Annotated in this window: 25 protein-coding genes; 19 read left to right on the top strand and 6 right to left on the bottom strand. The window is 72.4% G+C overall.

Annotation, left to right across the window (positions count from 1 at the left end; genetic code table 11):
• Positions 1-98: 98 nt before the first annotated feature.
• Genes AB0C76_RS25735 through htpX form a run of 3 tightly spaced genes read right to left on the bottom strand, consistent with a single transcriptional unit; the run spans position 99 to position 2521 of the window.
• On the bottom strand, positions 99-926 hold the full coding sequence (locus AB0C76_RS25735) for a DUF3097 domain-containing protein (RefSeq protein ID WP_359969857.1): 828 nt from the start codon (positions 924-926) through the stop codon (positions 99-101).
• A 45-nt stretch (positions 927-971) separates the two neighbouring features.
• Complete coding sequence (locus AB0C76_RS25730) at positions 972-1556, bottom strand: hypothetical protein (protein WP_359969854.1); 585 nt, start codon at positions 1554-1556, stop codon at positions 972-974.
• A gap of 44 nt (positions 1557-1600) precedes the next feature.
• A complete protein-coding gene (htpX, locus tag AB0C76_RS25725) occupies positions 1601-2521 on the bottom strand; it encodes a zinc metalloprotease HtpX (protein WP_359969851.1) in 921 nt (306 codons plus the stop codon).
• A 249-nt stretch (positions 2522-2770) separates the two neighbouring features.
• Between htpX and hrcA the strand changes: the two genes are divergently transcribed.
• From hrcA to era, 15 genes are all read left to right on the top strand, one after another.
• Positions 2771-3805 carry a heat-inducible transcriptional repressor HrcA gene (gene hrcA / locus AB0C76_RS25720; protein ID WP_359969848.1) on the top strand — a complete coding sequence of 345 codons (1035 nt, stop codon included), beginning with the start codon at positions 2771-2773 and terminating at the stop codon, positions 3803-3805.
• A 77-nt stretch (positions 3806-3882) separates the two neighbouring features.
• Positions 3883-5025, top strand: coding sequence for a molecular chaperone DnaJ (gene dnaJ, locus AB0C76_RS25715; protein WP_359969845.1), 1143 nt, complete (start codon positions 3883-3885; stop codon positions 5023-5025).
• A gap of 124 nt (positions 5026-5149) precedes the next feature.
• Entirely contained in the window at positions 5150-5899 is a 750-nt protein-coding gene (locus tag AB0C76_RS25710) for a 16S rRNA (uracil(1498)-N(3))-methyltransferase (RefSeq protein WP_359969842.1), read from the top strand.
• Between the two features lie 114 nt (positions 5900-6013).
• The gene (locus tag AB0C76_RS25705) at positions 6014-9262 is read left to right on the top strand and encodes a S41 family peptidase (RefSeq protein ID WP_359969839.1); all 3249 of its coding nucleotides are present in this window, start codon (positions 6014-6016) and stop codon (positions 9260-9262) included.
• 99 nt (positions 9263-9361) lie between these two features.
• Complete coding sequence (locus AB0C76_RS25700) at positions 9362-10171, top strand: RDD family protein (protein WP_359969836.1); 810 nt, start codon at positions 9362-9364, stop codon at positions 10169-10171.
• Between the two features lie 65 nt (positions 10172-10236).
• Positions 10237-10590: a histidine triad nucleotide-binding protein gene (locus AB0C76_RS25695; protein ID WP_359969833.1), complete on the top strand. Its 354-nt coding sequence runs from the start codon at positions 10237-10239 to the stop codon at positions 10588-10590.
• A 5-nt stretch (positions 10591-10595) separates the two neighbouring features.
• The gene (locus tag AB0C76_RS25690; protein WP_359969830.1) at positions 10596-11519 is read left to right on the top strand and encodes a ribonuclease Z; all 924 of its coding nucleotides are present in this window, start codon (positions 10596-10598) and stop codon (positions 11517-11519) included.
• A gap of 296 nt (positions 11520-11815) precedes the next feature.
• A complete protein-coding gene (locus AB0C76_RS25685) occupies positions 11816-12850 on the top strand; it encodes a PhoH family protein (RefSeq protein WP_359969881.1) in 1035 nt (344 codons plus the stop codon).
• A 14-nt stretch (positions 12851-12864) separates the two neighbouring features.
• Positions 12865-13359 carry an rRNA maturation RNase YbeY gene (gene ybeY / locus AB0C76_RS25680; RefSeq protein ID WP_359969828.1) on the top strand — a complete coding sequence of 165 codons (495 nt, stop codon included), beginning with the start codon at positions 12865-12867 and terminating at the stop codon, positions 13357-13359.
• Positions 13360-13378: 19 nt separating this feature from the next.
• Complete coding sequence (locus AB0C76_RS25675) at positions 13379-14704, top strand: hemolysin family protein (protein ID WP_359969825.1); 1326 nt, start codon at positions 13379-13381, stop codon at positions 14702-14704.
• Between the two features lie 43 nt (positions 14705-14747).
• Entirely contained in the window at positions 14748-14984 is a 237-nt protein-coding gene (locus AB0C76_RS25670; protein ID WP_359969823.1) for a hypothetical protein, read from the top strand.
• A gap of 38 nt (positions 14985-15022) precedes the next feature.
• On the top strand, positions 15023-15568 hold the full coding sequence (locus tag AB0C76_RS25665) for a DUF4383 domain-containing protein (protein ID WP_359969821.1): 546 nt from the start codon (positions 15023-15025) through the stop codon (positions 15566-15568).
• A gap of 48 nt (positions 15569-15616) precedes the next feature.
• Positions 15617-15970 (top strand): cytidine deaminase, encoded by a 354-nt coding sequence (locus AB0C76_RS25660; RefSeq protein ID WP_359969818.1) that lies wholly within the window; start codon positions 15617-15619, stop codon positions 15968-15970.
• 103 nt (positions 15971-16073) lie between these two features.
• A complete protein-coding gene (locus tag AB0C76_RS25655; RefSeq protein ID WP_359969816.1) occupies positions 16074-16235 on the top strand; it encodes a hypothetical protein in 162 nt (53 codons plus the stop codon).
• 49 nt (positions 16236-16284) lie between these two features.
• Positions 16285-17214, top strand: coding sequence for a GTPase Era (gene era / locus AB0C76_RS25650; RefSeq protein WP_359969813.1), 930 nt, complete (start codon positions 16285-16287; stop codon positions 17212-17214).
• Positions 17215-17262: 48 nt separating this feature from the next.
• Here era and AB0C76_RS25645 read toward each other — a convergent pair whose 3' ends face one another.
• Together AB0C76_RS25645 and AB0C76_RS25640 are read right to left on the bottom strand one after the other, a co-directional pair.
• Positions 17263-17529 carry a protealysin inhibitor emfourin gene (locus AB0C76_RS25645; RefSeq protein WP_329931097.1) on the bottom strand — a complete coding sequence of 89 codons (267 nt, stop codon included), beginning with the start codon at positions 17527-17529 and terminating at the stop codon, positions 17263-17265.
• A 156-nt stretch (positions 17530-17685) separates the two neighbouring features.
• Entirely contained in the window at positions 17686-18735 is a 1050-nt protein-coding gene (locus tag AB0C76_RS25640) for a M4 family metallopeptidase (RefSeq protein WP_359969810.1), read from the bottom strand.
• Between the two features lie 349 nt (positions 18736-19084).
• On the opposite strand from AB0C76_RS25640, the gene leuA reads away from it, so the two are divergent.
• From leuA to AB0C76_RS25620, 4 genes are all read left to right on the top strand, one after another.
• Complete coding sequence (leuA, locus tag AB0C76_RS25635) at positions 19085-20881, top strand: 2-isopropylmalate synthase (protein WP_359969807.1); 1797 nt, start codon at positions 19085-19087, stop codon at positions 20879-20881.
• A 240-nt stretch (positions 20882-21121) separates the two neighbouring features.
• A complete protein-coding gene (locus AB0C76_RS25630) occupies positions 21122-21814 on the top strand; it encodes a TerB family tellurite resistance protein (RefSeq protein ID WP_359969805.1) in 693 nt (230 codons plus the stop codon).
• 285 nt (positions 21815-22099) lie between these two features.
• On the top strand, positions 22100-22846 hold the full coding sequence (gene recO / locus AB0C76_RS25625; protein ID WP_359969802.1) for a DNA repair protein RecO: 747 nt from the start codon (positions 22100-22102) through the stop codon (positions 22844-22846).
• 4 nt (positions 22847-22850) lie between these two features.
• Positions 22851-23687: an isoprenyl transferase gene (locus AB0C76_RS25620; protein WP_359969799.1), complete on the top strand. Its 837-nt coding sequence runs from the start codon at positions 22851-22853 to the stop codon at positions 23685-23687.
• Positions 23688-23759: 72 nt separating this feature from the next.
• On the opposite strand, the gene AB0C76_RS25615 is transcribed toward AB0C76_RS25620, so the two are convergent.
• Positions 23760-24170 carry a Fur family transcriptional regulator gene (locus tag AB0C76_RS25615; RefSeq protein WP_329931091.1) on the bottom strand — a complete coding sequence of 137 codons (411 nt, stop codon included), beginning with the start codon at positions 24168-24170 and terminating at the stop codon, positions 23760-23762.
• Positions 24171-24205 lie beyond the last annotated feature (35 nt).

Here is a 24205-nt window from a genome sequence, read left to right as displayed (position 1 = left end):
GCTCGTGGCGGGGCGGCGGTGGCAGCCCCCCAGAAGGTCGACCGGGCTCGCGCACGGGTGCCGGCTCGACTGCGCCAGCCGCTCCTGGAGCCTGCCTGTCACTCCGCCGGCGTCACGAAGTCGATCAGCTCCTCGACCCTGCCCAGGAGTTCGGGTTCCAGGTCCTTGTAGGAGTTCACCTTCGAGAGGATGCGCTTCCACGCCGCCGGGGTGTCGACGGGCCAGCCCAGGCGGCGGCAGACGCCCTCCTTCCACACCTCGCCGCGGGGGACCGTCGGCCAGGCCGGGATGCCGACCGAAGACGGCTTCACCGCCTGCCAGATGTCGATGTACGGGTGGCCGACGACCAGGACGTCCTCACCGGTGACCCGGGCGGCGATGCGGTGCTCCTTGGTGCCCGGCAGCAGGTGGTCGACCAGGACGCCGAGGCGGCGGCCGGGGCCCGGGGCGAAGTCGGCGACGATCGCGGGCAGGTCGTCCACGCCCTCCAGGTACTCCACCACGACGCCCTCGATCCGCAGGTCGTCGCCCCAGACCCGCTCGACCAGCTCGGCGTCGTGCCGGCCCTCGACGTAGATGCGGGACTCGCGCGCCACCCGCGCGCGGGCGCCGGGGACGGCGACCGAACCGGAGGCGGTGCGGACGGGGGCGCGGACGGGGGCGGGGCCCGTCGGGCGGACCAGGGTGACGACCCTGCCCTCCAGCAGGAAGCCGCGCGGCACCATCGGGAACACCCGGTGCTTGCCGAAACGGTCCTCCAGGGTGACGGTGAAGCCCTCCGCCGTCTTCTCGCAGCGCACCACCGCCCCGCAGAAGCCGGTCTCCGCCTCCTCGACCACCAGGTCCCGCTCGGCGGGCACCTCCGGGGCGGGCCGTGTCTTCTTCCACGGCGGGGTCAGGTCGGGTCCGTACTGGCGGCTGCGCATGCAGGTGACTATAGGCAGTGACCTTGCGAACGGGACGACGGTCCGTCAGAGACCGGGCGCGCCCCACACCGGGAACCAGCGGCCGAGGTCCTTCTCCAGCCGCAGGTCGTTCGCCAGCATCGCGTTGATCTGCAGCTCCAGCGGGCTGTTGCGCCGCTCCCCGCCGCCGGGCATCGGCGCGAACGGGTAGAACGTGCCGCGCTTGTACAGGTAGACCAGCGCCAGCGACTGCCCCTCGCCGTTGCGGAAGCCGACCAGTGAGCAGAGCAGCTGCGGTCCGAAGCCGTTCGCCTCCAGCTCGCTGTTGACCGCGTGCAGGTCGTTCACCAGCTCCGGCAGCTCCTCGGAGGTGTGCCGGGCGAGCAGCCACGAGTAGCCGTAGCCGTCCTTGGAGGCCTCCACCGGGACGCCGCCGCGCTCGGTGTCGGCGTCGAGCAGCGCCCGCACCTGCTGCTCGACCTGGACGAACGCGGCACCCTCGACGGCCGCGAAGCACACCGAGCCCAGCCCGGTGGGCAGGAACCCGGCACCGGCCTCCAGGGTGAGCGCGGCCGAGGGGATGCCGAACAGCTGGTCGAGGTCGGGCTTGACGGGCTTGGTGCGGCCGAACAGGGCGTCCAGGATTCCCACGGCGGTCCCTTCAGGCGGTCGGCGGGTCGGCGGGTCGGCGGGGCTCAGCGGCCCAGCTGGGCGGAGATCTTCGCCAGCTGCTCCAGCCGCTTCTCCAGCGTCGGGTGGGTGGAGAACAGCTGGGAGGCCGTCTCCTTGGCGCTCAGCGCCGGGGCGAAGTAGAAGGCGTTGTAGGGCTGCGCCTGGCGCAGGTCCTTGGAGGGGATCGCGGCGATCTGCCCGGTGACCTTGGTGAGCGCCGACGCGAGCGCGCTGGGCCGGCCGGTGAGCTGGGCGGCGGCGCGGTCGGCGGCGAGCTCGCGGTAGCGCGACAGCAGCCGCGTGAGCAGGAAGCTGATCGCGTAGACGACGATCGACACCAGCGGGATGATCAGCGCGGCGATCGCCGCGTTCTGGTCGTTGTTGTTGCGCCCGCCGCCGATGAACCCGCCGTACATGGCGATCCTGGTCATCGCCCCGGCGAGGACGCCGAGGAACCCGGCGATCGTCATCACGGCGACGTCCCGGTGGGCGACGTGCGAGAGCTCGTGCGCGAGCACGCCCTCCAGCTCCTCGGGTTCCAGGCGGCGCAGCAGGCCGGTGGTGACGCACACGACGGCGTTCTGCGGGTTGCGGCCGGTGGCGAAGGCGTTCGGCATGTCGCTGTCGGCGACCGCCACCCTGGGCTTGGGCATGTCGGCGAGCGCGCAGAGCCGGTCGACGGTGCCGTGCAGCTGCGGGTACTCCTCGGGGGACACCGGGCGGGCGCCCATGGCCCGTTCGGTGATCTTGTCGCTGAACCAGAACTGGGCCACGAACAGCCCGCCGGAGATCAGCAGGATCAGGGGCCAGGCGCCGCGCAGCAGCACGATCAGCAGGCCGGTGAATCCGACGTACAACAGCCCGATCACGAACATGGTCCCGACCATCCGGCCGGTCAGGCCGCGGTCGGGCGCGAATCGGGTGTGCTGGGCCGAGCTCGACATCGCTTGCTCCTCCGTTCGCCGTCCGCTATCGATGCTCCCACCCGGACGGCCGCGGGGCACCACCCCCGCGCCGGGAACTGCGGGCAGGATCACCCCCGCTGCGCCGTTCCTGCCGTCGGACCCGGGCCGTACACTGGCAGGTAGGGTTCTGGCACTCGTGCGCTCAGAGTGCCAAACGCGGGCCTTCCAGGCCCGCATCAGCTCGATACGTCACAACGGACAACGTGCGAAGACGGAGGTGCGTGCCCCATGGCCGGTGAGGTCCGCCAGCTTGACGACCGCAAGCTCGCCGTGCTGCGCGCGATCGTCCAGGACTACGTGGGCACCGAGGAGCCGGTCGGCTCGAAGGCCCTGGTGGAGCGGCACAACCTCGGGGTCTCCCCGGCCACCGTCCGCAACGACATGGCGGCGCTGGAGGAGGAGGGGTACATCCACCAGCCGCACACCAGCGCCGGGCGCATCCCCACCGACAAGGGGTACCGGCTGTTCGTCGACCGGCTCGCCGAGGTCAAGCCGATGAGCGCGCCCGAGCGGCGCGCGATCCGGCACTTCCTGGAGGGCGCGGTCGACCTGGACGACACCGTCGCGCGCACCGTGCGGCTGCTCGCCCAGCTCACCCGGCAGGTCGCCGTCGTGCAGTACCCCTCGCTGAGCCGTTCCACCGTGCGGCACATCGAACTGGTCGCGCTCGCCCCGGCCAAGGTGATGCTGGTCCTGATCACCAACACCGGCCGGGTCGAGCAGCGGACGGTGGACTGCCCGGGCACCGTCGGCGAGACCGTCCTGGCGGACCTGCGGGCCCGGATCAACGCGCGGGCCGCCGGCCAGCGCCTGCCGGACGTCCCGGCGGCGCTGGAGGAGCTGCCCGCGATGTTCGAACAGGTCGACCGGCCGACCGTCACCACGGTCCTGGCGACGCTGTTCGAGGCGCTCGCCGAGCAGAACGAGGAGCGGATCATGCTGGCCGGCACGGCCAACCTGACCCGCTTCGGCCACGACTTCCCGCTCACCATCCAGCCGGTCCTGGAAGCCCTGGAGGAGCAGGTCGTCCTGCTCCGCCTCCTGGGTGAGACCACGGACGCGGCGATGACGGTCCGGATCGGCCGGGAGAACGCCTACGAGGGGCTGAATTCCACCTCGGTGGTGTCGGTCGGTTACGGTTCGGGCGACGAGAGCGTGGCCAAACTGGGTGTGATCGGTCCGACCCGGATGGACTATCCGGGCACAATGGGGGCGGTGCGAGCGGTGGCGCGGTACGTGGGCCAGATCCTGGCCGAGTCGTAGCAATCAGCCACCGCTGGACAGACCAGCGGTGGTGCCCTGTCGCAGCACTACTACAGGCGGAACAAGCGGAGCATTAGGTGGCCACGGACTACTACGCGGTACTCGGCGTCCGACGGGATGCGGGGCAGGACGAGATCAAGAAGGCGTTCCGGCGCCTGGCACGCGAACTGCACCCGGACGTCAACCCGGACCCGAAGACGCAGGAGCGGTTCAAGGAGATCAACGCCGCCTACGAGGTGCTCTCCGACCCGCAGAAGCGGCAGGTCTACGACCTCGGCGGCGACCCGCTGTCGCCGGGCGGCGGCGGAGGCGCGGGCGGCTTCGGCGCCGGTGCGGCCGGTTTCGGCTTCTCCGACATCATGGACGCCTTCTTCGGCGCCGCGGCCGGCCAGCGCGGCCCGCGCTCGCGCACCCGCCGCGGGCAGGACGCCATGATCCGGCTGGAGATCACCCTGGAGGAGGCCGCGTTCGGCACCACCAAGGAGCTCCAGGTCGACACGGCCGTCACCTGCACCACCTGCAGCGGGGAGGGCGCCGCGCCCGGCACCTCCGCGCAGACCTGTGACATGTGCCGCGGCAAGGGCGAGGTCTCCCAGGTCACCCGGTCCTTCCTGGGCCAGGTCATGACCTCCCGCCCCTGCCCGCAGTGCCAGGGTTTCGGCACCGTCGTGCCGACCCCGTGCCCGGAGTGCGCCGGCGACGGCCGGGTCCGCGCCCGCCGCACTCTGACCGTCAAGATCCCGGCCGGTGTCGACAACGGCACCCGGATCCAGCTGGCCGGCGAGGGCGAGGTCGGCCCCGGCGGCGGCCCGGCCGGCGACCTGTACGTGGAGATCGCCGAGACCACGCACAGCGTCTTCCAGCGGCGCGGGGACGACCTGCACTGCACCGTCACCATTCCGATGACGGCCGCCTCGCTCGGCACCCAGGTGCCGCTGCAGACCCTGGACGGGCTGGAGGAGGTCGACATCCGGCCCGGCACCCAGTCCGGCCAGTCGATCCCGCTGCACGGCCGCGGCATCACCCACCTGCGCGGGGGCGGCCGGGGCGACCTGATAGTGCACGTCGAGGTGCAGACGCCCACCAAGCTCGACGCCGAGCAGGAGGAGCTGCTGCGCCGCCTCGCGGTGCTGCGCGGCGAGGAGCGCCCGTCCGGCCAGTTCGCGCCGGGCCAGCAGGGCCTGTTCTCGCGTCTGAAGGACGCGTTCAACGGCCGCTAGCCGTCCGCGGAGGGGTGCCGGGGTCCTCGCCCCGGCACCCCTTTCGTGTTCCGTCCCCTTGGTTGCGGGTCCTGGTGGTTGCAGGCCCTGGCCGCAGGTCCCACCCCGGAAAGGTTCCCCACTCATGACCGCCCCCGTGTTCGTCGTAGAGACCGAGCGGCTCGCTGCCGCCGCGCCCGGGGCCGTGGTGCGGCTGGACGGGCCGGAGGGGCGTCACGCGGCGGCGGTGAAGCGGCTGACGGCGGGCGAGGCGGTCACCCTGGCCGACGGGCTCGGGCTCGGCGTGGACGGGACGGTCGCCGAGGTGCTCGGCAAGGACGCGATCGACGTCACGGTGGCCGCCGTGCGCCGCGAGCCGGAGCCGGCACCGCGGATCGTCGTCGTCCAGGCGCTGCCCAAGGGCGACCGCGGCGAGCTGGCCGTGGAGACCATGACCGAGGTCGGCGTGGACGTCGTGATCCCGTGGGCCGCCTCCCGCTGCATCACCCAGTGGAAGGGCGAGCGCGGCGCCAAGGCGCTCGCCAAGTGGCGCGCCACCGCCCGGGAGGCGGGCAAGCAGTCCCGCCGGCTGCGCTTCCCCGAGGTGCGGGACCTGGTGACGACCCGCCAGCTTGCCCCCGTCCTGGCCGGCGCCGCGTTCGCCGCGGTGCTGCACGAGGAGGGCTCCGAGCCGCTGGCCGCCGCCGCGCTGCCGGCCGCCGGGGACGTCGTCCTGGTGGTCGGCCCCGAGGGCGGCGTCTCCCCGGAGGAGCTGGCCGCCTTCGCCGAGGCGGGCGCGAAGCCGCACCGGCTCGGTCCCTCGGTGCTGCGCACCTCGACGGCCGGCGTGGCCGCCGGGGCGCTGCTGCTCGGGCGCACGGGGCGCTGGGCCTGACGGCCCCTCCGTCACCTCCCCGTCCGGATCCCACCCGGGCATCACCGGCTCTCACCCGGGTGGAGTCGGGTGAAAGCGGCACGCGTCGTCCGCACACGTGCCTACGCTGGCCGCGTGACGGAACCTCTCAGCAACCCTGCCGGCGCATACCTGCGCCACCCGCATCTGCACGGTGACCTGGTCACCTTCGTCGCCGAGAACGACGTCTGGCTCGCCCCGTTGGACGGTGGCCGGGCCTGGCGGCTGACGGCCGATCACCTGCCCGTCCACCACCCGCGGTTCTCCCCGGACGGGCGGCACATCGCCTACACCTCCGCCCGGGACGGTGCGCCCGAGATGCACGTCGTGCCGGTGGACGGCGGCCCGTCGCGGCGCCTGACCCACTGGGGCAGCGCCCAGACCCAGTTGCAGGGGTGGACCGCCGACGGCCGTCCGATCGCCACCACCACCGCCGGGCAGGCCACCCTGCGCCGCACCTGGGCGCACGCCGTGCCGCTGGACGGCGGCCAGCCGGTGCGGCTGCCGTACGGGCCGGTCGGCGGGCTGGCCTTCGAGCCGGACGGCGACCGGGTGCTGCTGGGCACCGTCAACAACCGTGAACCGGCCTGGTGGAAGCGCTACCGGGGCGGCCGGGCGGGCAAGCTGTGGATCGGCCGGGACGAGTTCGTCCGGATCCACGAGGACCTCGACGGGCAGCTCTCCTCGCCGCTGTGGGTGGCCGGCGCGGACGGTTCGCGGATCGCGTTCCTGTCCGATCACGAGGGCGTCGGCGAGCTCTACTCCAGCCTCCCGGACGGCACCGGCCTGCGCCGCCACACCACCTCCCCGGACGGCTTCTACGCCCGCAACGCCACCACCGACGGCACCCGGGTGGTCTGGCACCGGGCCGGTGACCTGTGGCTGCTGGAGGACCTGGCCGAGGGCGCCGAGCCGCGCCGCCTGGACGTCCGGCTGGCCGGCCCGCGCACCGGCCGCCGCCCGAGCCCGGTGCACGCCGCGCACTGGCTGGAGACCGTCGCCCCGGACCGCACCGGCCGGGCCAGCGCCGTCGTGGTGCGCGGGAGCGTGCACTGGCTGACCCACCGCGAGGGCCCGGCCCGGGTGCTGGACGAGACGCCGGGCGTGCGCGGCCGGCTGGCCCGCGTGGTGCCGGGCGAGGACGGCGCGCAGGGCGTGCTGTGGGTGTCGGACGCCGGGGGCGAGGACGGGCTGGAGTTCGCCCCCGCGGTGCACGGCGCCGAGCGCCGCCGGCTGGCCGCCGGACAGCTCGGCCGGGTCAACTCGCTGGTGGTCTCGCCGGACGGCAAGCAGGCGGCGCTCGGCGTGCACGACGGCCGGGTGCTGCTCGTGACGCTCGCCGACGGCGTCGTGCACGAGCTGGCCCGCAGCACCGACGGCGAGGTCAGCGGCCTGGTGTTCAGCCCGGACTCGGCATGGCTGGCATGGTCGCGCCCGGTGCCGGGCAGCGGGGCGTGGTCGCTGCGCCAGATCGTGCTGGCGAACCTGGCCACCCGGACGGTCGGCGAGGTCACCCAGCAGCGCTTCGTCGACACCGCGCCGGCCTTCACCGCGGACGGCCGCTACCTGGCCTTCCTGTCGGTGCGCAACTTCGACCCGGTCTACGACTCGCACGTCTTCGACCTGTCGTTCCCCAACGGGTGCCGCCCGTACCTGATCACGCTGGCCGCCGACACGCCGTCCCCGTTCGGCCCCCAGCGGGCCGGGCGCCCGCTCGGCGGGGAGGACGAGGAGCCGCGCGGCAAGAAGGGCGACGGAGAGGAGGGCGCCGCCGACACCCCGCCGGTGACCAGGGTCGACCTGGACGGCATCGCCGACCGGATCATCCCCTTCCCGGTGGAGGGCGGCCGCTTCGGCACGCTCAAGGCGGGCAAGGACGGCGTGCTGTGGACGCGCCTGCCGCTGCTCGGCGAACTCGGCGACGAGGCGGCCTCGCTGGAGGACGAACGGCCCCGGGCCACGCTGGAGCGCTTCGACCTGAAGAAGCGCCGGGCCGAGCAGCTCGTGCACGGCCTCGACTGGTTCGCGGTCAGCGGGGACGGCAGCCGGCTGGCCGTCGTGGACGAGGGCGAGCTGCGGATCCTCCCGGCCGACCACAAGGCGGGCGACGACGACGAGACGGCCGTCGACCTCGCCCGGCTGCGGGTGACGGTCGACCCGGCCGCCGAGTGGCGCCAGATGTACGCCGAGAACGGCCGGCTGATGCGCGACAACTTCTGGCGCCCGGACCTCTCCGGCGTCGACTGGGACGGCGTCCTGGAGCGCTACCGCCCGCTGGTCGAACGGGTCGGCTCGCACGACGACCTGGTCGACCTGCTCTGGGAGGTGCACGGCGAACTCGCCACCTCGCACGCCTACGTCATGCCCTACGGCCTGCACACCGAGCCCGCGCGGCGCCAGGGCCTGCTCGGCGCCGACCTGGTCAAGGACGGGGACCTCTGGCGGATCGCCCGGATCCTGCCCGGCGAGTCCTCCGACCCCCGGGCCCGCTCGCCGCTCGCCGCGCCCGGCGCCGCGATCCGCCCCGGGGACGCCGTCCTCGCCGTCAACGGCCGCCCGGTGGACCCGGTCACCGGCCCGGCACCGCTGCTGGCCGGGACCGCCGGGCAGCCCGTCGAGCTCACCGTGGCCGGCAAGGACGGCACCGACCAGCGCCACCCGGTGGTCGTCCCGCTCGCCGACGAGGAACCGCTGCGCTACCACGACTGGGTGGCCGGGCGCCGGGCCGAGACCCGCGAGCTGTCCGGTGGGCGGCTCGGCTACCTGCACATCCCGGACATGCAGAGCGCCGGCTGGGCCCAGCTCCACCGCGACCTGCGCTCCGAGATGGCCAAGGAGGGCGTGATCGTCGACATCCGGGAGAACCGCGGCGGCCACACCTCCCAGCTGGTGATCGAGAAGCTGGCCCGCCGGATCGTCGGCTGGAACGTCGCCCGGGACATCACCAGCTCGCAGCCCTATCCCGGGGACGCCCCGCGCGGACCGGTCGTCGCACTCGCCAACGAGTACTCCGGCTCGGACGGCGACATCGTCAACGCCGCGATCCAGGCGCTGGGGCTCGGCCCGGTGGTCGGCACCCGGACGTGGGGCGGGGTGATCGGCATCGACAGCCGCTACCACCTGGTCGACGGCACCCTGGTCACCCAGCCCAAGTACGCGTTCTGGCTGGAGAACTACGGCTGGGGCGTGGAGAACCACGGTGTCGACCCGGACGTCGAGGTGCCGATCGCGCCGCACGAGTGGGCCGCGGGCGAGGACCCGCAGCTGGCCGCCGGCGTGCGCATCGCGCTGGCCGCGCTCGCCGAGACACCGGCCCGGACGGCGCCGCCGCTGCCCTGGGAGTAGGGCGGGTTCGGAGCGGGAAGTCGGGCGGGTCGACTTCCCGCTCCGGGCGGTGAGTAGGATGCGGGGCTGATCTTGCTCGACAGCTCTACGGGGGAGCACATGGCACAGGGCTATCCGCCACCGCAGCAGTACGGCCAGAACCCTTACGCACAGCCGCAGTCGCCGCAGCAGGCGTACCCGGCGCAGGGGTACCCGCCGAATCCGTACGGGCAGCAGCAACCGCCGCCGCAGCAGTACCAGCAGCAGCCACCGCAGCAGTACGGGCAGAACCCGTACCCGGCGCACGGGCAGCCGTACCAGCCGGAGCCGGCCCAACAGCCGCAGCAGTACCAGCAGCAGCCACCGCAGCAGTACGGGCAGAACCCGTACCCGGCGCACGGGCAGCCGTACCAGCCGGAGCTGGCCCAACAGCCGCAGCCCGCGCAGCCGTACGCGGCCCACGGGCAGGGGTTCGACGCCGCCACCGCGGTGCCCACGCCGCCGGAGACCAGCAACTACCGGCGCTTTCCGGCCATCCTGATCGACTTCCTGGTCGCCATCGGCCCGGCCTTCGCCGTCGCGAACAAGGCCGGCCACGCCGGCAAGCACGGCGCGGTCGCCGGCGTGCCGTGGATCGTGGGCCTGCTGGCCACCGGCCTCGTCCTGTCGTTCGTCAACCAGGTGCTGCTCGCCCGCCTCACCGGCTTCAGCGTCGGCAAGGGCGTCATGGCGCTGCGGGTGATCCGCCGCAAGCGCGTCATGCACCCCAACACCTGGCGGCTCACCCGGCGTTGGCTGCTCGGCTTCGTCGTCCTGTTGGTCAGCTGGCTCAGCGAGGAGTTCGAGGGCGAGGGCGACATCGTCGGCGTGCGGATCGTGCGCTGGAAGCACCTGCGGGAGTACGAGCAGGCCACCGGGCGGCTCGGCTAGGCTGCGGCCGTACGGCCCCAGAGCAGACGAAGCACGACCCCGAACGCGATCCCGAGGAGAATCCGATGTCCGGCGAGCCGCAGCCCGACTGCCTGTTCTGCAAGATCGTGGCGGGCGACATCCCGGCCACGGTGGTCCGCAAGACCGAGCGCGTCCTCGCCTTCCGCGACATCGCCCCGAAGGCGCCGGTGCACGTCCTCGTCATCCCGCACGTCCACTACCCGAACGCCGCCGCGCTGGCCGCCGCCGAGCCGGAGATCGCCGGCGAACTCCTCGCCGAGGCGGGCCTGGTGGCCAGGGACGAGGGCGTCGAGGACTACCGGCTGATCTTCAACACCGGCGCCGGCGCGGGGCAGACCGTCTTCCACGCGCACGTGCACGTGCTCGGCGGCAAGCCGATGACCGAGAGCATGGTCTGACCTACGTGTCGCAGCGCGAACTCGTCGTCCTCGGCACCGCCAGCCAGGTGCCCACCCGGCACCGCAACCACAACGGCTACCTCCTGCGCTGGGACGGCGAGGGACTGCTGTTCGACCCCGGCGAGGGCACCCAGCGGCAGATGCTGCACGCCGGGGTGTCGGCCACCCAGATCACCCGGATCGCCGTGACCCACTTCCACGGCGACCACTGCCTGGGCCTCGCCGGGGTGATCCAGCGGATCAACCTGGACCGCGTCCCGCACCCGGTCGACGTCTACTTCCCCGCCTCCGGCGAGGTCTACTTCGAGCGGCTGCGGCACGCCACCGCCTACCACGAGACGGCCGTCCTGCGCCCGCGCCCCATCGACGAGCCGGGCCCGCTGCCCGCGCCAGGCGCGCGCTTCGCGCTGGACGCCGTGCGCCTGTCGCACCCGGTGGAGTCCTTCGGCTACCGGCTGTCCGAGCCGGACGGCCGGCGCCTGGTGCCCGAACGGCTCGCCGCCCTCGGTGTCCGGGGCCCGGCGGTCGGCCGGCTGCAGCACGAGGGCGCGATCGAGGCGGCCGGCCGGACGGTCACCCTGGACGAGGTCAGCGAGCCCAGGCCCGGCCAGAAGTTCGCCTTCGTGATGGACACCCGGCTCTGCGACGGCGTCCACGAGCTGGCCGAGGGCGCCGACCTGCTGGTCGTCGAGTCCACCTTCACCGACGCCGACGCCCACCTCGCCGAGGACCACGGCCACCTCACCGCCGGGCAGGCCGCCAAGGCCGCCGCCGAGGCAGGCGTGCGCACCCTCGTGCTGACCCACTTCTCCCAGCGCTACCCCGACCTCGGCCAGCACCTGGCCGACGCCCGCAAGCACTTCGACGGCGAACTGGTGCTCGCCGGCGACCTCGCCCGGGTGCCGGTCCCGCCGCGGCGGCTGCCCTGAGCGCTCGCGGAACCCGTGGTGACGCCGGGCGCGCCGAAAAGGGCTCGCGCCGTCCCCCGATCTGCCGCAGCATCGTCGGGTGCGGCCCCGCCGCCCGCCGCGGCGATCACGCTCGCGGCGTACCCTGGTGCCCCGGAGACACCGAGCGGCACACGACACCACGGATGGGATGAGGCAGGCCCCAGCGCCGACCTATGAGTGACACATCGCAGACCCGTACCAATGGTCAGTCGCGCCCCGAACCGGCCGACGACGGCCGCGTCAGCGCCCGGATCGTCATCCCCGAGAAGCACCCGATGGTCACCCTGCTCGGCACGGCGGACTCGCTGCTGCGCGTGATCGAGCAGGGCTTCCCCGCCGCCGACATCCACGTCCGCGGCAACGAGGTGACCGCCACCGGGGCGCCCGCCGAGGTCGACCTCGTGCAGAAGCTCTTCAACGAGATGATGCTGGTGCTGCGCACCGGCCAGCCCCTCACGGAGGACTCCGTGGAGCGTTCCATCGCCATGCTCCGCAGCCAGGAGGAGGACCCGGACAGCCCGGCGCCGTCCCAGGTGTTCACCGCGAACATCCTGTCCAACCGCGGCCGCACGATCCGCCCCAAGACCCTCAACCAGCAGCGCTACGTCGACGCGATCGACCGGCACACGATCGTCTTCGGCCTCGGCCCGGCCGGCACCGGCAAGACCTACCTCGCGATGGCCAAGGCCGTCCAGGCCCTGCAGGCCAAGGAGGTCAACCGGATCATCCTGACCCGCCCGGCCGTCGAGGCGGGGGAGCGGCTGGGCTTCCTGCCCGGGACCCTCTACGAGAAGATCGACCCGTACCTGCGCCCGCTGTACGACGCGCTGCACGACATGATGGACCCGGACTCCATCCCGCGCCTGATGGCGGCCGGCACCATCGAGGTCGCCCCGCTCGCCTACATGCGCGGCCGGACCCTCAACGACGCCTTCATCATCCTCGACGAGGCCCAGAACACCTCGCCCGAGCAGATGAAGATGTTCCTCACCCGCCTCGGTTTCAACTCCCGGGTGGTGGTCACCGGCGACACCAGCCAGATCGACCTCCCGGGCGGCACCCGCAGCGGTCTCAAGGTCGTCCAGGAGATCCTGGCCGACGTGCCCGACATCCACTTCTCCGTCCTCACCAGCACCGACGTGGTCCGCCACAAGCTGGTCGGCCGGATCGTGGACGCGTACGAACGCTGGGACGCCCGGCAGGAGGCCGAGGACAACGCCCCGGCCGCCCGCAAGCCCGCCCAGCGGCGCCCGGCGAGCAAGGCCACGGCGCCCCGCGCACCCCGACAGTCCCATCGCACCGAAAGCTGAGCGAACAGCCCGTCATGTCGATCGACATCGCCAACGAGTCCGGTTGGGACGCCGACGAGGAAGCCATCCTCGACGTCGCCCGCTTCGCCCTGGAGAAGATGCGGATCCACCCGCAGTCCGAACTGTCCGTGATCCTGGTGGACGGCGCGGCGATGGAGGAGCTGCACATCCAGTGGATGGACCTCCCCGGGCCCACCGACGTGATGTCCTTCCCCATGGACGAGCTGCGCCCCGGCAAGGAGGGCGAGGAGCTGCCGCAGGGCCTGCTCGGCGACATCGTGCTCTGCCCCGAGGTCGCCGAGCAGCAGGGCAAGGCGGCCCCGTCCAAGCACTCGATGGACGAGGAGCTCCAGCTGCTCACCGTCCACGGCGTGCTGCACGTGCTCGGCTACGACCACGAGGAGCCCGAGGAGGAGGAAGAGATGTTCGCCCTCCAGAAGCGGATCCTCGACGACTGGCGGGCCGGTCGCGGGCTCGGCGGCCTCTCGCCGGCCCCCACCACCCACTGAGCGCGGAGCCCGAACCCCTGTGAGTGGTGAGAGTACGAGCTTCATCCTCGGTGCCGTCCTGCTCGTCGTGCTCGGCTGGCTGGCCGCGTGTGCCGAGGCGGGCATTTCCCGGGTCTCCCGGTTCCGGGCCGAGGAGGCCGTCCGCTCCGGGCGGCGCGGCTCGGAGCGGCTGCTGACCGTCGCCTCCGACCCGATCCGCTACCTCAACCTGGCCACCCTGATCCGGGTGGCCAGCGAGATGGCGGCGGCCGTCCTGGTCACCGTGGTGTGCGTGCGCAACGTGGCCCCGATCTGGCAGGCCGTGCTGCTCGCGTTCGGCGTGATGGTGCTGGTGTCGTTCGTCGCGGTGGGCGTCTCGCCGCGCACGATCGGGCGCCAGCACCCGCTGACCACGGCGACCGCGGCCTCCTTCGTGCTGCTGCCGCTGGCCGCCGTGCTCGGCCCGATCCCGCGGTTGCTGATCCTGCTCGGCAACGCGCTGACTCCGGGCAAGGGCTACCGCGAGGGGCCCTTCGCCTCCGAGGCGGAGCTGCGCGCCCTCGTCGACCTCGCCGAGAAGGACGACCTGATCGAGGACGAGGAGCGCCGCATGGTGCACTCGGTCTTCGAACTGGGCGACACCATCGTCCGCGAGGTCATGGTGCCGCGCACCGACCTGGTGATGATCGAGCGTCACAAGACGGTCCGGCAGGCGCTGACGCTGGCGCTGCGCTCGGGCTTCTCGCGCATCCCGGTGGTCGGCGACAACGAGGACGACGTCGTCGGCATCGTCTACCTCAAGGACCTCGTCCGGCGCACCCACATCAACCGGGAGGCCGAGTCGGAGGAGGTCGGCGCGGTGATGCGCCCGGCCGTCTTCGTCCCGGACTCCAAGCCGGCCGGGGACCTGCTGCGCGAGATGCAGCAGCGCCGCTCGCACGTGGCGATCGTGATCGACGAGTACGGCGGCACGGCCGGCCTGGTCACCATCGAGGACGTCCTGGAGGAGATCGTCGGCGAGATCACCGACGAGTACGACCGGGAGATCGCGCCGGTGGAGGACCTCGGCGACGGCTCCTACCGGATCACCGCCCGCCTCCTGGTCGAGGACCTCGGCGAACTCTTCGGCATCGAGCTGGAGGACGAGGACGTCGAGACCGTCGGCGGCCTGCTCGCCAAGCACCTCGGCCGCGTCCCGATCCCCGGCTCCGCCTGCGAGATCCCGCTGCCCGAACCCGCCGACACCGGCCTGACCGGCATCCTGCTGACCGCCGAGTCCTCCGCCGGTCGCCGCAACCGCATCGGCTCGATGGTCGCCATCCCCGTCCGCCGGGCCGAGGACCCCTCGGACGAGCAGGCCGAGTAGCCGCGAGTCGCGGCCGCGGGGCGGCGGAGCGACCATGGAGGGCATGACGCATCAACTTCGCGCGGAGTACGGCCCGCAAGGGGCGGCGGGCGGGGTCAAGGTCTGGCATGTGGTGCGGGACGGCGACCTCGCGACGGCGCTGTGCGGCCGGACCATGGCGGACGAGGCCGAGAGCCGGCCCGAGCAGGAATGGGGGACCGGGTTGCGCTGCTGTCAGCAGTGCGGCTCGCTCTACATGCACGAGGTCCCGCACATGCAGGGGAGCCATCCCTACAGCTAGGCCGGGTGCCGCCCGGCCGGCCCATGGTGGAGGTCGCCATGAAGCTGCAAGACGAACTGCCCGTCGACTCGAAGCTCGTCACCGTGTGGCGGGTCGGGGCGGGGCTCGGGGGGATCTTCCTGATCGTGTTCGGGTGCCTCGGCCTGGCCGACCACCCGGGGTTCCTCGCGACGCACGGTGACCGGATCACCGGGCTGTCGACCAACGGGGCGCTGAGCATCCTGTCCATCGTGGTGGGCGCGATCCTGGTGGTGGGGGCGGTGATCGGCGGGAACTACGCGTCGGACATCAACATGGTGGTCGGCCTGCTGTTCGTCCTGTCCGGGTTCTACGGGCTGACGGTGCTCGGCCGACCGGACGCCAACATCCTCAACTTCCGGATGTCGAACGTGCTGTTCGCGTTCGTGTTCGGGATCGTCCTGACCACGTTCGGGATGTACGGACGGGTGAGCAGCCACCTGCCGCACGACAACCCGTTCTGGCGCAGGCGCATCGAGCGGGAGGCGCCGCTGCCGTCCGGTCCGAAGACCTTCGTCAAGGTCCTCCACCCGAACCCCGGGCCGACCCATCCGGTCGGTCACTGAGGGGGCTGCTCCGGGCCCCGCGGGCCGGTCGGCGCCTATGCTCGGCGCATGAGTGACATCGTCGAGCTCGACCCCGAAGACAAGAAGATCATCACCCTGGCCCGCTCGGCCCGCGCCCGCAACGGTGTCCCCGAGGGGGCCGCGGTGCGTGACGAGACCGGGAGGACGTACGTGGCCGGGACGGTCGCGCTGGAGTCGCTGCGGCTGAGCGCGCTGCAGACGGCCGTCGCGATGGCGGTGGCCAGCGGGGCGAAGTCGCTGGAGGCGGCGGCCGTGGTGAGCGAGGCGGAGCAGCCGGCCGAGGCCGACCTGGCGGCCGTGCGGGACCTCGGCGGGGCCGGGACCCCGCTGCTGCTGGCCGGTCCGGACGGGACGCTCCGGGTGGCGGTCAAGGCCTCCTGAGGGGGGTTCTCGCGCGTTCCCGACGCGTCGGCAGCCCGGCGTAACGCTTCTGCTTTCAGCGGATAATCTCACCGGAGGGGAATCGGTGAGGGGGGCTGGGGACATGGGCACGATGGCGTTCTTCGCCGGGCTGCTGCTGTTCGTGATGGGAATGGGCAAGTGGCAGGAGACCGGCTCGCCCTGGTGGCTCGCGGGCTCACTGGCCTTCCTCCTGCTGCTGATCGTCGCCGCGCTGACCTCGCGCGGCGGGGGTTCGAAGGGCTGACCGCGCGGCCGGGTCGGCCCGCTCCCGGTGATCAGGGAGAATGGAGCGCATGAGTGCCCCTTCCTCCCCGTACCGATCCGGATTCGCGTGCTTCGTCGGCCGGCCCAACGCGGGCAAGTCGACCCTGACCAACGCCCTGGTGGGGACGAAGGTCGCGATCACCTCCGACCGTCCGCAGACCACCCGGCACACCGTGCGCGGCATCGTCCACCGCCCGGACGCCCAGCTCGTCCTGGTGGACACCCCCGGTCTGCACAAGCCCCGCACCCTGCTCGGCGAGCGCCTCAACGACCTGGTCCGCTCCACCTGGGCCGAGGTCGACGTGATCGGCTTCTGCCTGCCCGCCGACCAGAAGCTCGGCCCAGGCGACAAGTTCATCGCCAAGGAGCTCGCCGAGATCAAGAAGACCCCCAAGGTCGCCATCGTCACCAAGACCGACCTGGTGGACTCCAAGCGCCTGGCCGAGCAGCTGATCGCCGTCCATCAGCTCGGCGTCGAGCTGGGCATCGAGTGGGCCGAGATCATCCCGGTCTCGGCGGTGGGCGACAAGCAGGTGGAGCTGGTCGCCGACCTGATCACCAAGCTGCTGCCGGAGGGCATGCCGCTGTACCCGGACGGCGACCTCACCGACGAGCCCGAGCAGATCATGGTCGCCGAGCTGATCCGCGAGGCCGCCCTGGAGGGCGTGCGGGACGAGCTGCCGCACTCGCTGGCCGTCGTGGTCGAGGAGATGCTGCCGCGCGAGGGCCGTCCGGCGGACCGTCCGCTGCTGGACATCCACGCCAACGTCTACATCGAGCGGCAGAGCCAGAAGGCGATCGTCATCGGCGCCAAGGGCGCGCGGCTCAAGCACGTCGGCACGACGGCCCGCAAGCACATCGAGGCGCTGCTCGGCACGCCGGTCTTCCTCGACCTGCACGTCAAGGTGGCCAAGGACTGGCAGCGCGACCCGAAGCAGCTGCGCAAGCTCGGATTCTGACCGGCCGCAGGGCCGGGTGCCGCGCGGGGCGGGTGCCCAGGGAGTGTCCTACGCGCCCTCGCGCAGTACCAGCGACACCAGCTCGCGCTGCGAGTCGGTGAGCTTCGGGTCGGCGCAGTGGACCGTCCGGCCGTCGACGGTGATCTCGTAGTGGAAGCCGTCCGGCACCCCGTACGACGGGGCCCGCAGCCCGCCCGCGACGGCCTCGCGGGCGAGCGCGTGGACGTGCGGGGCGTCCGTACGGTCGGTGGTGTCGAGCTCCGCGCGGCGGACGATTCCCGCGAGGCCGCCGGTCCGGGTCACCTGGATACGCATGGTGTCCATGGTGCTACGTAAGGATGGGTTTTTGCCGGGCTTTTCCCGGACCGTGACCTTAAGCCCGGCTCAACCTGGTCTCAGCCGGTCCCGAACGCCCGTTCCCCGGCTCCGGGGCCGGGTGCCGGGTGCCGGGGAACGGGGTTCGGGACGCCGTCAGCCAGGGCTGACGCCCACCTGCGCCCACGCGGCCGTCACGGTGTCCGCGATCGAACTCCGGTCGGGGTAGCGGGCCTTGGCGGCGGCCACGGTGGCCCGGGCGAAGGCGGTGAAGTCGGCGTCGGCGGGCAGCCGGCGGCCGGTCAGCGCGTCGTACCAGATCCGTCCGGCGCACTCCCAGGCCGAGCCGCCGAGCGCGGTGGCCAGCAGGTAGAACGCGTGGTTGGGGATGCCGGAGTTGATGTGCACGCCGCCGTTGTCCTCGGCGGTCCGCACGTAGTCCCGCATGTGCGCGGGCTGCGGGTCCTTGCCGAGGCGCGGGTCGTCGTAGGCGGTGCCGGGCGCCTTCATCGAGCGCAGTGCGACGCCCTGCACGCCGGGGGCGAGCAGGCCGGCGCCGATCAGCCAGTCGGCGTCGGCCGCGCCCTGGCGCAGCGCGTGCTGCTTGACCAGTGCGCCGAAGACGTCGGAGACCGACTCGTTGAGCGCCCCCGGCTGGTCCCGGTACTCCAGGCCGGCGGTGAACTGGGTGACGCCGTGGGTGAGTTCGTGGCCGATGACGTCGATGCAGGCGGTGAAGTCGCCGAACACCTCGCCGTCGCCGTCGCCGAAGACCATCCGCTCGCCGTTCCAGAACGCGTTGTCGTAGTCCCGGTCGTAGTGCACCGTCGCGTCCAGGCGCAGTCCGCGGCCGTCGACGGAGCGGCGGCCGAAGGCGTCGGCGTACAGCGCGAAGGTGGCGCCGAGGCCGTCGTAGGCGTGGTCGACGGACCGGTCGGCGACCGGGGCCTGGCCCTCGGTGCGGACGGTCCGTCCGGGCAGTCGCCGACTGTGGCCGGTGTCGGCGATCACGCGGCTGAGCCCGGCGGTGCCCGGGGCGGCAGAGTCGGCGTGGGCGGCAGGGGTTCCCGGGGGAGCGGCGTGGCGGGTCGAGCGGTGGGCGGCATCGAGGAGCAGGGTGCGGGCGGCGGGCTCGTGACCGGCTTCGGCGAGGCGGCCCAGGACGTACGGCGGAACGATGGTGCACAACGGCGGCGCGGCAGTCATGTAGCCCAGAGTGAGGCCTCGATGACCGATTGTCACCGGCGCGCGCACGCGCGCAGGCGCCGGTGCCGCCGTCTCAAGGAGTGGGAAGGTTGCCCGGATCACTTCGGGGGCGCACGCGCCTCGGTTACGCTGGGGATCATCATGCGCAACGGGCTGCTTCTTCTTAGCTGCCGCGTCGAGGGCCTGTAGTCCACTGGGGCCGGCTCCCTCGCCGCGGGGATCGAGCTGTGCGCGTCATCCGGCGGTCCAACGGCGGATCGTGAGCGGCAGCAGGCCGGCCAGTCGGTGTTTTCCCCCCTTTCACAGGACCCGACCAGCCCCGCACCCACAGGAAGCCGAGAGCCGTTCCATGACCGAGCAGACCTCCGCCGCGCCCATCCCCGCCGGCCGGGCCTTCGTCGAGCGTCCCACCCCGATCACCGCCGCGAGCGTGCGCCAGCAGCCGTCCGGCATGCGCCACGGGCGTTACCTGCCGTTCGGCACGGTCGACCTGCCCGACCGCACGTGGCCGGACAAGGTGATCACCAAGGCGCCGCGCTGGCTGTCCACCGACCTGCGGGACGGCAACCAGGCGCTGATCGACCCGATGTCGCCGGCCCGCAAGCGCAAGATGTTCGACCTGCTGGTCTCGATGGGCTACAAGGAGATCGAGGTCGGCTTCCCGTCCTCCGGGGCCACCGACCACGCCTTCGTACGGTCGCTGATCGAGGAGGGGGCGATCCCCGAGGACGTCACCATCTCGGTGCTGACGCAGGCCCGCGAGGAGCTGATCGAGAAGACCGTCGAGTCGCTGGTCGGCGCCCCGCGCGCGACCGTCCACCTGTACAACGCGACCGCGCCGCTGTTCCGCCGGGTGGTGTTCCGCAACGACATGGCGGCCACCAAGGCGATCGCCACCGAGGGCACCCGGCTGGTGATGGAGTACGCGGAGAAGCTGCTGGGCGAGGACACCGTCTTCGGCTACCAGTACTCGCCGGAGATCTTCGTCGACACCGAGCTGGACTTCGCGCTGGAGGTCTGCGAGGCGGTCATGGACGTCTGGCAGCCGGGCGAGGGCCGCGAGATCATCCTGAACCTGCCGGCCACCATCGAGCGGGCCACCCCGAACGTCCAGGCCGACCAGTTCGAGTGGATGTCGCGCAACCTGTCGCGCCGCGAGTTCGTCTGTCTGTCGGTGCACCCGCACAACGACCGCGGCACCGCCGTCGCCTCCGCCGAACTGGCCTACATGGCCGGCGCGGACCGCATCGAGGGCTGCCTGTTCGGCCAGGGCGAGCGGACCGGCAACGTCGACCTGGTGACCCTGGGCATGAACCTGTTCTCGCAGGGCGTCGACCCGCAGATCGACTTCTCCGACATCGACGAGGTGCGCCGCACCGCCGAGTACTGCAACCAGATGGAGGTGCACCCGCGCCACCCGTACGCCGGCGACCTGGTCTACACCTCCTTCTCGGGCTCGCACCAGGACGCCATCAAGAAGGGCTTCGACGCCCTGGAGGCGGACGCCAAGGCGGCGGGCGTGCCGGTGGCGGAGCACACGTGGGGCGTGCCGTACCTGCCGATCGACCCGAAGGACGTCGGCCGCACCTACGAGGCGGTCATCCGGGTCAACAGCCAGTCCGGCAAGGGCGGCGTCGCGTACGTCCTGAAGAACGACCACAAGCTGGACCTGCCGCGCCGCATGCAGATCGAGTTCTCCCGGATCATCCAGGCCAAGACCGACGCCGAGGGCGGCGAGGTCACCCCGGCCGAGATCTGGCGGGTCTTCGAGGACGAGTACCTGCCGACCACGGACAACCCGTGGGGCCGGATCACGCTGAGCGGTTCGCGCACCCTGACCACGGAGGACGGCCGGGACGCGCTGATCGCCGGCGCCGTGGTGGACGGCGTGCCGGTCACCCTGACCGGTGTCGGCAACGGCCCGGTCTCCGCGTTCGCCGACGCGCTGGGCCGCATCGACGTGGACGTGCGCGTCCTGGACTACTCCGAGCACGCGCTGAGCGAGGGCGGCGACGCCCAGGCCGCCGCGTACGTCGAGTGCGCGGTGGACGGCAAGGTGCTCTGGGGCGTGGGCATCGACGGCAACACCGTGCTGGCGTCCCTGAAGGCGATGATCAGCGCCGTCAACCGGGCGCAGCGCGGGTAGTTCGTACGAGTGGCACGCACGGAGGGCCGTCCTGCGGGGCGGCCCTCGCCGTCGCCCGCCCCGACTGTGTCCTGGGCCACATTTTTTCGCTCCGGAAGGCGTTCGGGGTACTGACACCCGCCTCCGGGCGTGGCAACATCGATCCACCGGAAAGCCGGGTCGGTGGGACGGCCTCGGTGTCCGGTCGCGTGACCTGCCCATAGTTGTGCAGGCCGCCTGCCATGTCTGGGGAGTGGCGCCGTGACCAGCTTGTGGGGTGTTCGCCCGAGGTGGCGGACCGACGTTCTCGGTGACTTCTTCTGCCCGGGCTGCGGCGGGGACCGCAACTACCGCCGGCAGCACGGCCGGCGGTGGCTGCGGCTGCTGGGCACCCCGGTGCTCCCGCTCGGACCGGTGATCGGCAGTGTGCAGTGCACCGGCTGCGACGGCCGGTACGGGATCGAGAGCCTCGAACAGCCCACCTGCGTCCGGCTCGGCGGCATGCTGCGGGACGCCCAGTACACGATCGCGCTGGCTCTGCTCGCGGCCGGCGGCACCGCCCACCGCGCGGCCCGCGAGGCCGCCTGCACGGCAGTGCGCGAGGCCGGGTTCGAGGACTGCGGCGAGGCCCAGGTGCTGGCCGCGCTCGCCGCCCTGTCCGGGCTCGGCGGCGAACTCCACGACGCCCACGAGCTGGGGGCACCTCCCGGCCGGCGGCTGGGGGAGGTCGGCGGCCTCGCCGTGGAACTGCACGCGGTGCTCGAACCGCTCGCCCCGCACCTGGCCCACCAGGGCCGCGAGCGGCTGCTGCTCCAGGGCGCGGCGATCGCGCTCGCCGACGGGCGCTACCTGCCGCAGGAGCGGGAGGCGCTGGCCGCGGTCGGGCGCTGCCTGGACCTGCCCCAGACCCGGGTCTCGGCGCTGCTGGAGGCGGCCACCCGGGCACCGTACTAGACCTGCCCCGTTCCTCCGGCGCAGAACACCGAGAGCACTGCCGCCGAGCCACCACCAACCCCCACAAACGGGCCCGTCTCCCCCCTCCGGGCCCGCCGTGACCCGCACCGCACAGGTCCTCCCCCACGGCCTGGGTGCGGGCACACGGCTGCGTCCGGGTGGGCGACAATGGTGGGCAGGAGCGAGCGGAGCGAGCGAGTCATTGAACAGGTGCGAATGGGCGACTGGCCCTGCCGGGCGATGGGGGCGCCTCCCGGCCGTCAAGGCCGGGGGAGAGGCGGGCGCATGAGCTTGTTCCGGGACGACGGCGTGGTGCTGCGGGCGCAGAAGCTCGGCGAGGCCGACCGGATCATCACCCTGCTGACCCGCCAGCACGGCAAGGTGCGCGCGGTGGCGCGCGGGGTGCGCAAGACCAAGTCCAAGTTCGGTGCCCGTCTGGAACCGTTCTCGCACGTGGACGTGCAGTTCTTCAGCCGGGGGAGTGAGCTGATCGGCCGCGGGTTGCCGCTGTGCACCCAGGTCGAGACGATCGCGCCGTACGGCGGTTCGATCGTCACGGACTACGGCCGGTACACCGCCGGGACGGCGATGCTGGAGACCGCCGAGCGCTTCGCCGAGAACGAGGGCGAGCCGGCCGTCCAGCAGTACCTGCTGCTCGTGGGGGGGCTGCGCACGCTGGCGGCCGGGCTGCACGAGTCGCACCTGGTGCTGGACGCCTTCCTGCTGCGCTCGCTCGCGGTGAACGGGTACGGCGCGAGCTTCACCGACTGCGCCAAGTGCGGGCTGGACGGGCCGAACCGTTTCTTCTCGCTCCCGGCGGGCGGCGTCCTGTGCGCGGACTGCCGAGTGCCCGGATGTGCCGTACCCTCCCCTGAGACACTGGTACTGCTCGGGGCGCTGCTGTCGGGCGACTGGCAGACGGCGGATTCCTGCGAGCCTCGGTACTGGCGGGAGGGCAGCGGCCTCGTCGCGGCCTATCTGCAGTGGCACCTGGAGCGGGGAATCCGCTCGATGAGATACGTGGAGAAGTGAGCACATGGCAGCGCGACGGCTCTTCGGCGGCGGCAAGCAGAGGGAGTACCTCCCCCCGACCCCGCACCCCAGCGGCGCCCGGCCCCCGAAGATCCCCGGCGAGCTGGTGCCCAACCACGTCGCCATCGTGATGGACGGCAACGGCCGCTGGGCCAAGGAGCGCGGGCTGCCGCGCACCGAGGGCCACAAGGTCGGCGAGGCGGTCGTGCTGGACGTGCTCAGGGGCGCGATCGAGCTCGGCGTGAAGAACATCTCGCTGTACGCCTTCTCCACCGAGAACTGGAAGCGCTCGCCCGACGAGGTGAAGTTCCTGATGAACTTCAACCGGGACGTCATCCACCGCCGCCGCGACGAGATGGACGCGATGGGCGTGCGGGTGCGCTGGGCCGGCCGGATGCCCAAGCTGTGGAAGAGCGTCGTCCAGGAGCTCAAGGTCGCCGAGGAGCAGACCAAGGACAACGACGCCGTCACGCTCTACATGTGCGTCAACTACGGCGGCCGGGCCGAGCTGGCGGACGCGGCGCAGGCCATCGCGGCCGACGTCGCGGCCGGCAAGCTCGACCCGAAGAAGGTCGGCGAGAAGACCATCGCCAAGTACCTGTACCACCCTGACATGCCGGACGTGGACCTGTTCCTGCGCCCCAGCGGTGAGCAGCGCACCTCCAACTTCCTGCTCTGGCAGTCCGCTTACGCCGAGTTCGTGTTCCAGGACGTGCTCTGGCCGGACTTCGACCGCCGCGACCTGTGGCGCGCCTGCGAGCAGTACGCGATGCGCGACCGGCGCTTCGGCGGGGCCATCCCGAACGAGGTGTCCGCGCAGGGAGTCCCCGCGCAGCGCTGAGAACGTGCGGAAGGGCCCGTGGGATTCGTTCCCACGGGCCCTTCCGTCGTTCCGTCAGGCGTGTGAGGCCCGTCAGGCCTTCTTGGCGCACTCCGCGCAGGTACCGAAGATCTCCAGTGTGTGCGCGATGTCGCTGAACCCGTGCTCCGAGGCGACGGAGTTGGCCCACCGCTCCACCGCCGGGCCCTCGACCTCGACGGTCGCGCCGCAGTGCCGGCAGACCAGGTGGTGGTGGTGTCCGCTGCTGCAGCGCCGGTACACCGCCTCGCCGTCGGCGGTGCGCAGCACGTCGACCTCGCCGGCGTCGGCGAGGGACTGGAGAGTGCGGTAGACCGTGGTCAGCCCGACGGAGTCTCCGCGGTGCTTGAGCATGTCGTGGAGCTCCTGCGCGCTGCGAAAGTCCTCGATCTCGTCCAGGGCCGCCGAGACGGCGGCACGCTGCCGGGTCGATCGGGCTCGCGGCGACGGGCCGGCGGTGGTCACCGTGGGTCCTCCTGGGGTGGTGGGCGTCTCGCACC

It is taken from the genome of Kitasatospora sp. NPDC048722 (genome assembly GCF_040650235.1).
Taxonomy (GTDB): domain Bacteria; phylum Actinomycetota; class Actinomycetes; order Streptomycetales; family Streptomycetaceae; genus Kitasatospora.
Note: the sequence above shows the minus strand (reverse complement) of the source record. Positions and strands in the feature narration are given on the sequence as shown.

Coding starts and splice junctions, on each gene's coding strand:
- AB0C76_RS25735 (WP_359969857.1), bottom strand. CDS start 926: ATGCGCAGCCGCCAGTACGGACCCGACCTGACCCCGCCGTGGAAGAAG.
- htpX (WP_359969851.1), bottom strand. CDS start 2,521: ATGTCGAGCTCGGCCCAGCACACCCGATTCGCGCCCGACCGCGGCCTG.
- hrcA (WP_359969848.1), top strand. CDS start 2,771: ATGGCCGGTGAGGTCCGCCAGCTTGACGACCGCAAGCTCGCCGTGCTG.
- AB0C76_RS25710 (WP_359969842.1), top strand. CDS start 5,150: ATGACCGCCCCCGTGTTCGTCGTAGAGACCGAGCGGCTCGCTGCCGCC.
- AB0C76_RS25700 (WP_359969836.1), top strand. CDS start 9,362: ATGGCACAGGGCTATCCGCCACCGCAGCAGTACGGCCAGAACCCTTAC.
- AB0C76_RS25695 (WP_359969833.1), top strand. CDS start 10,237: ATGTCCGGCGAGCCGCAGCCCGACTGCCTGTTCTGCAAGATCGTGGCG.
- AB0C76_RS25685 (WP_359969881.1), top strand. CDS start 11,816: ATGGTCACCCTGCTCGGCACGGCGGACTCGCTGCTGCGCGTGATCGAG.
- ybeY (WP_359969828.1), top strand. CDS start 12,865: ATGTCGATCGACATCGCCAACGAGTCCGGTTGGGACGCCGACGAGGAA.
- AB0C76_RS25670 (WP_359969823.1), top strand. CDS start 14,748: ATGACGCATCAACTTCGCGCGGAGTACGGCCCGCAAGGGGCGGCGGGC.
- AB0C76_RS25665 (WP_359969821.1), top strand. CDS start 15,023: ATGAAGCTGCAAGACGAACTGCCCGTCGACTCGAAGCTCGTCACCGTG.
- AB0C76_RS25660 (WP_359969818.1), top strand. CDS start 15,617: ATGAGTGACATCGTCGAGCTCGACCCCGAAGACAAGAAGATCATCACC.
- AB0C76_RS25655 (WP_359969816.1), top strand. CDS start 16,074: ATGGGCACGATGGCGTTCTTCGCCGGGCTGCTGCTGTTCGTGATGGGA.
- era (WP_359969813.1), top strand. CDS start 16,285: ATGAGTGCCCCTTCCTCCCCGTACCGATCCGGATTCGCGTGCTTCGTC.
- AB0C76_RS25645 (WP_329931097.1), bottom strand. CDS start 17,529: ATGCGTATCCAGGTGACCCGGACCGGCGGCCTCGCGGGAATCGTCCGC.
- AB0C76_RS25640 (WP_359969810.1), bottom strand. CDS start 18,735: ATGACTGCCGCGCCGCCGTTGTGCACCATCGTTCCGCCGTACGTCCTG.
- leuA (WP_359969807.1), top strand. CDS start 19,085: ATGACCGAGCAGACCTCCGCCGCGCCCATCCCCGCCGGCCGGGCCTTC.
- recO (WP_359969802.1), top strand. CDS start 22,100: ATGAGCTTGTTCCGGGACGACGGCGTGGTGCTGCGGGCGCAGAAGCTC.
- AB0C76_RS25620 (WP_359969799.1), top strand. CDS start 22,851: ATGGCAGCGCGACGGCTCTTCGGCGGCGGCAAGCAGAGGGAGTACCTC.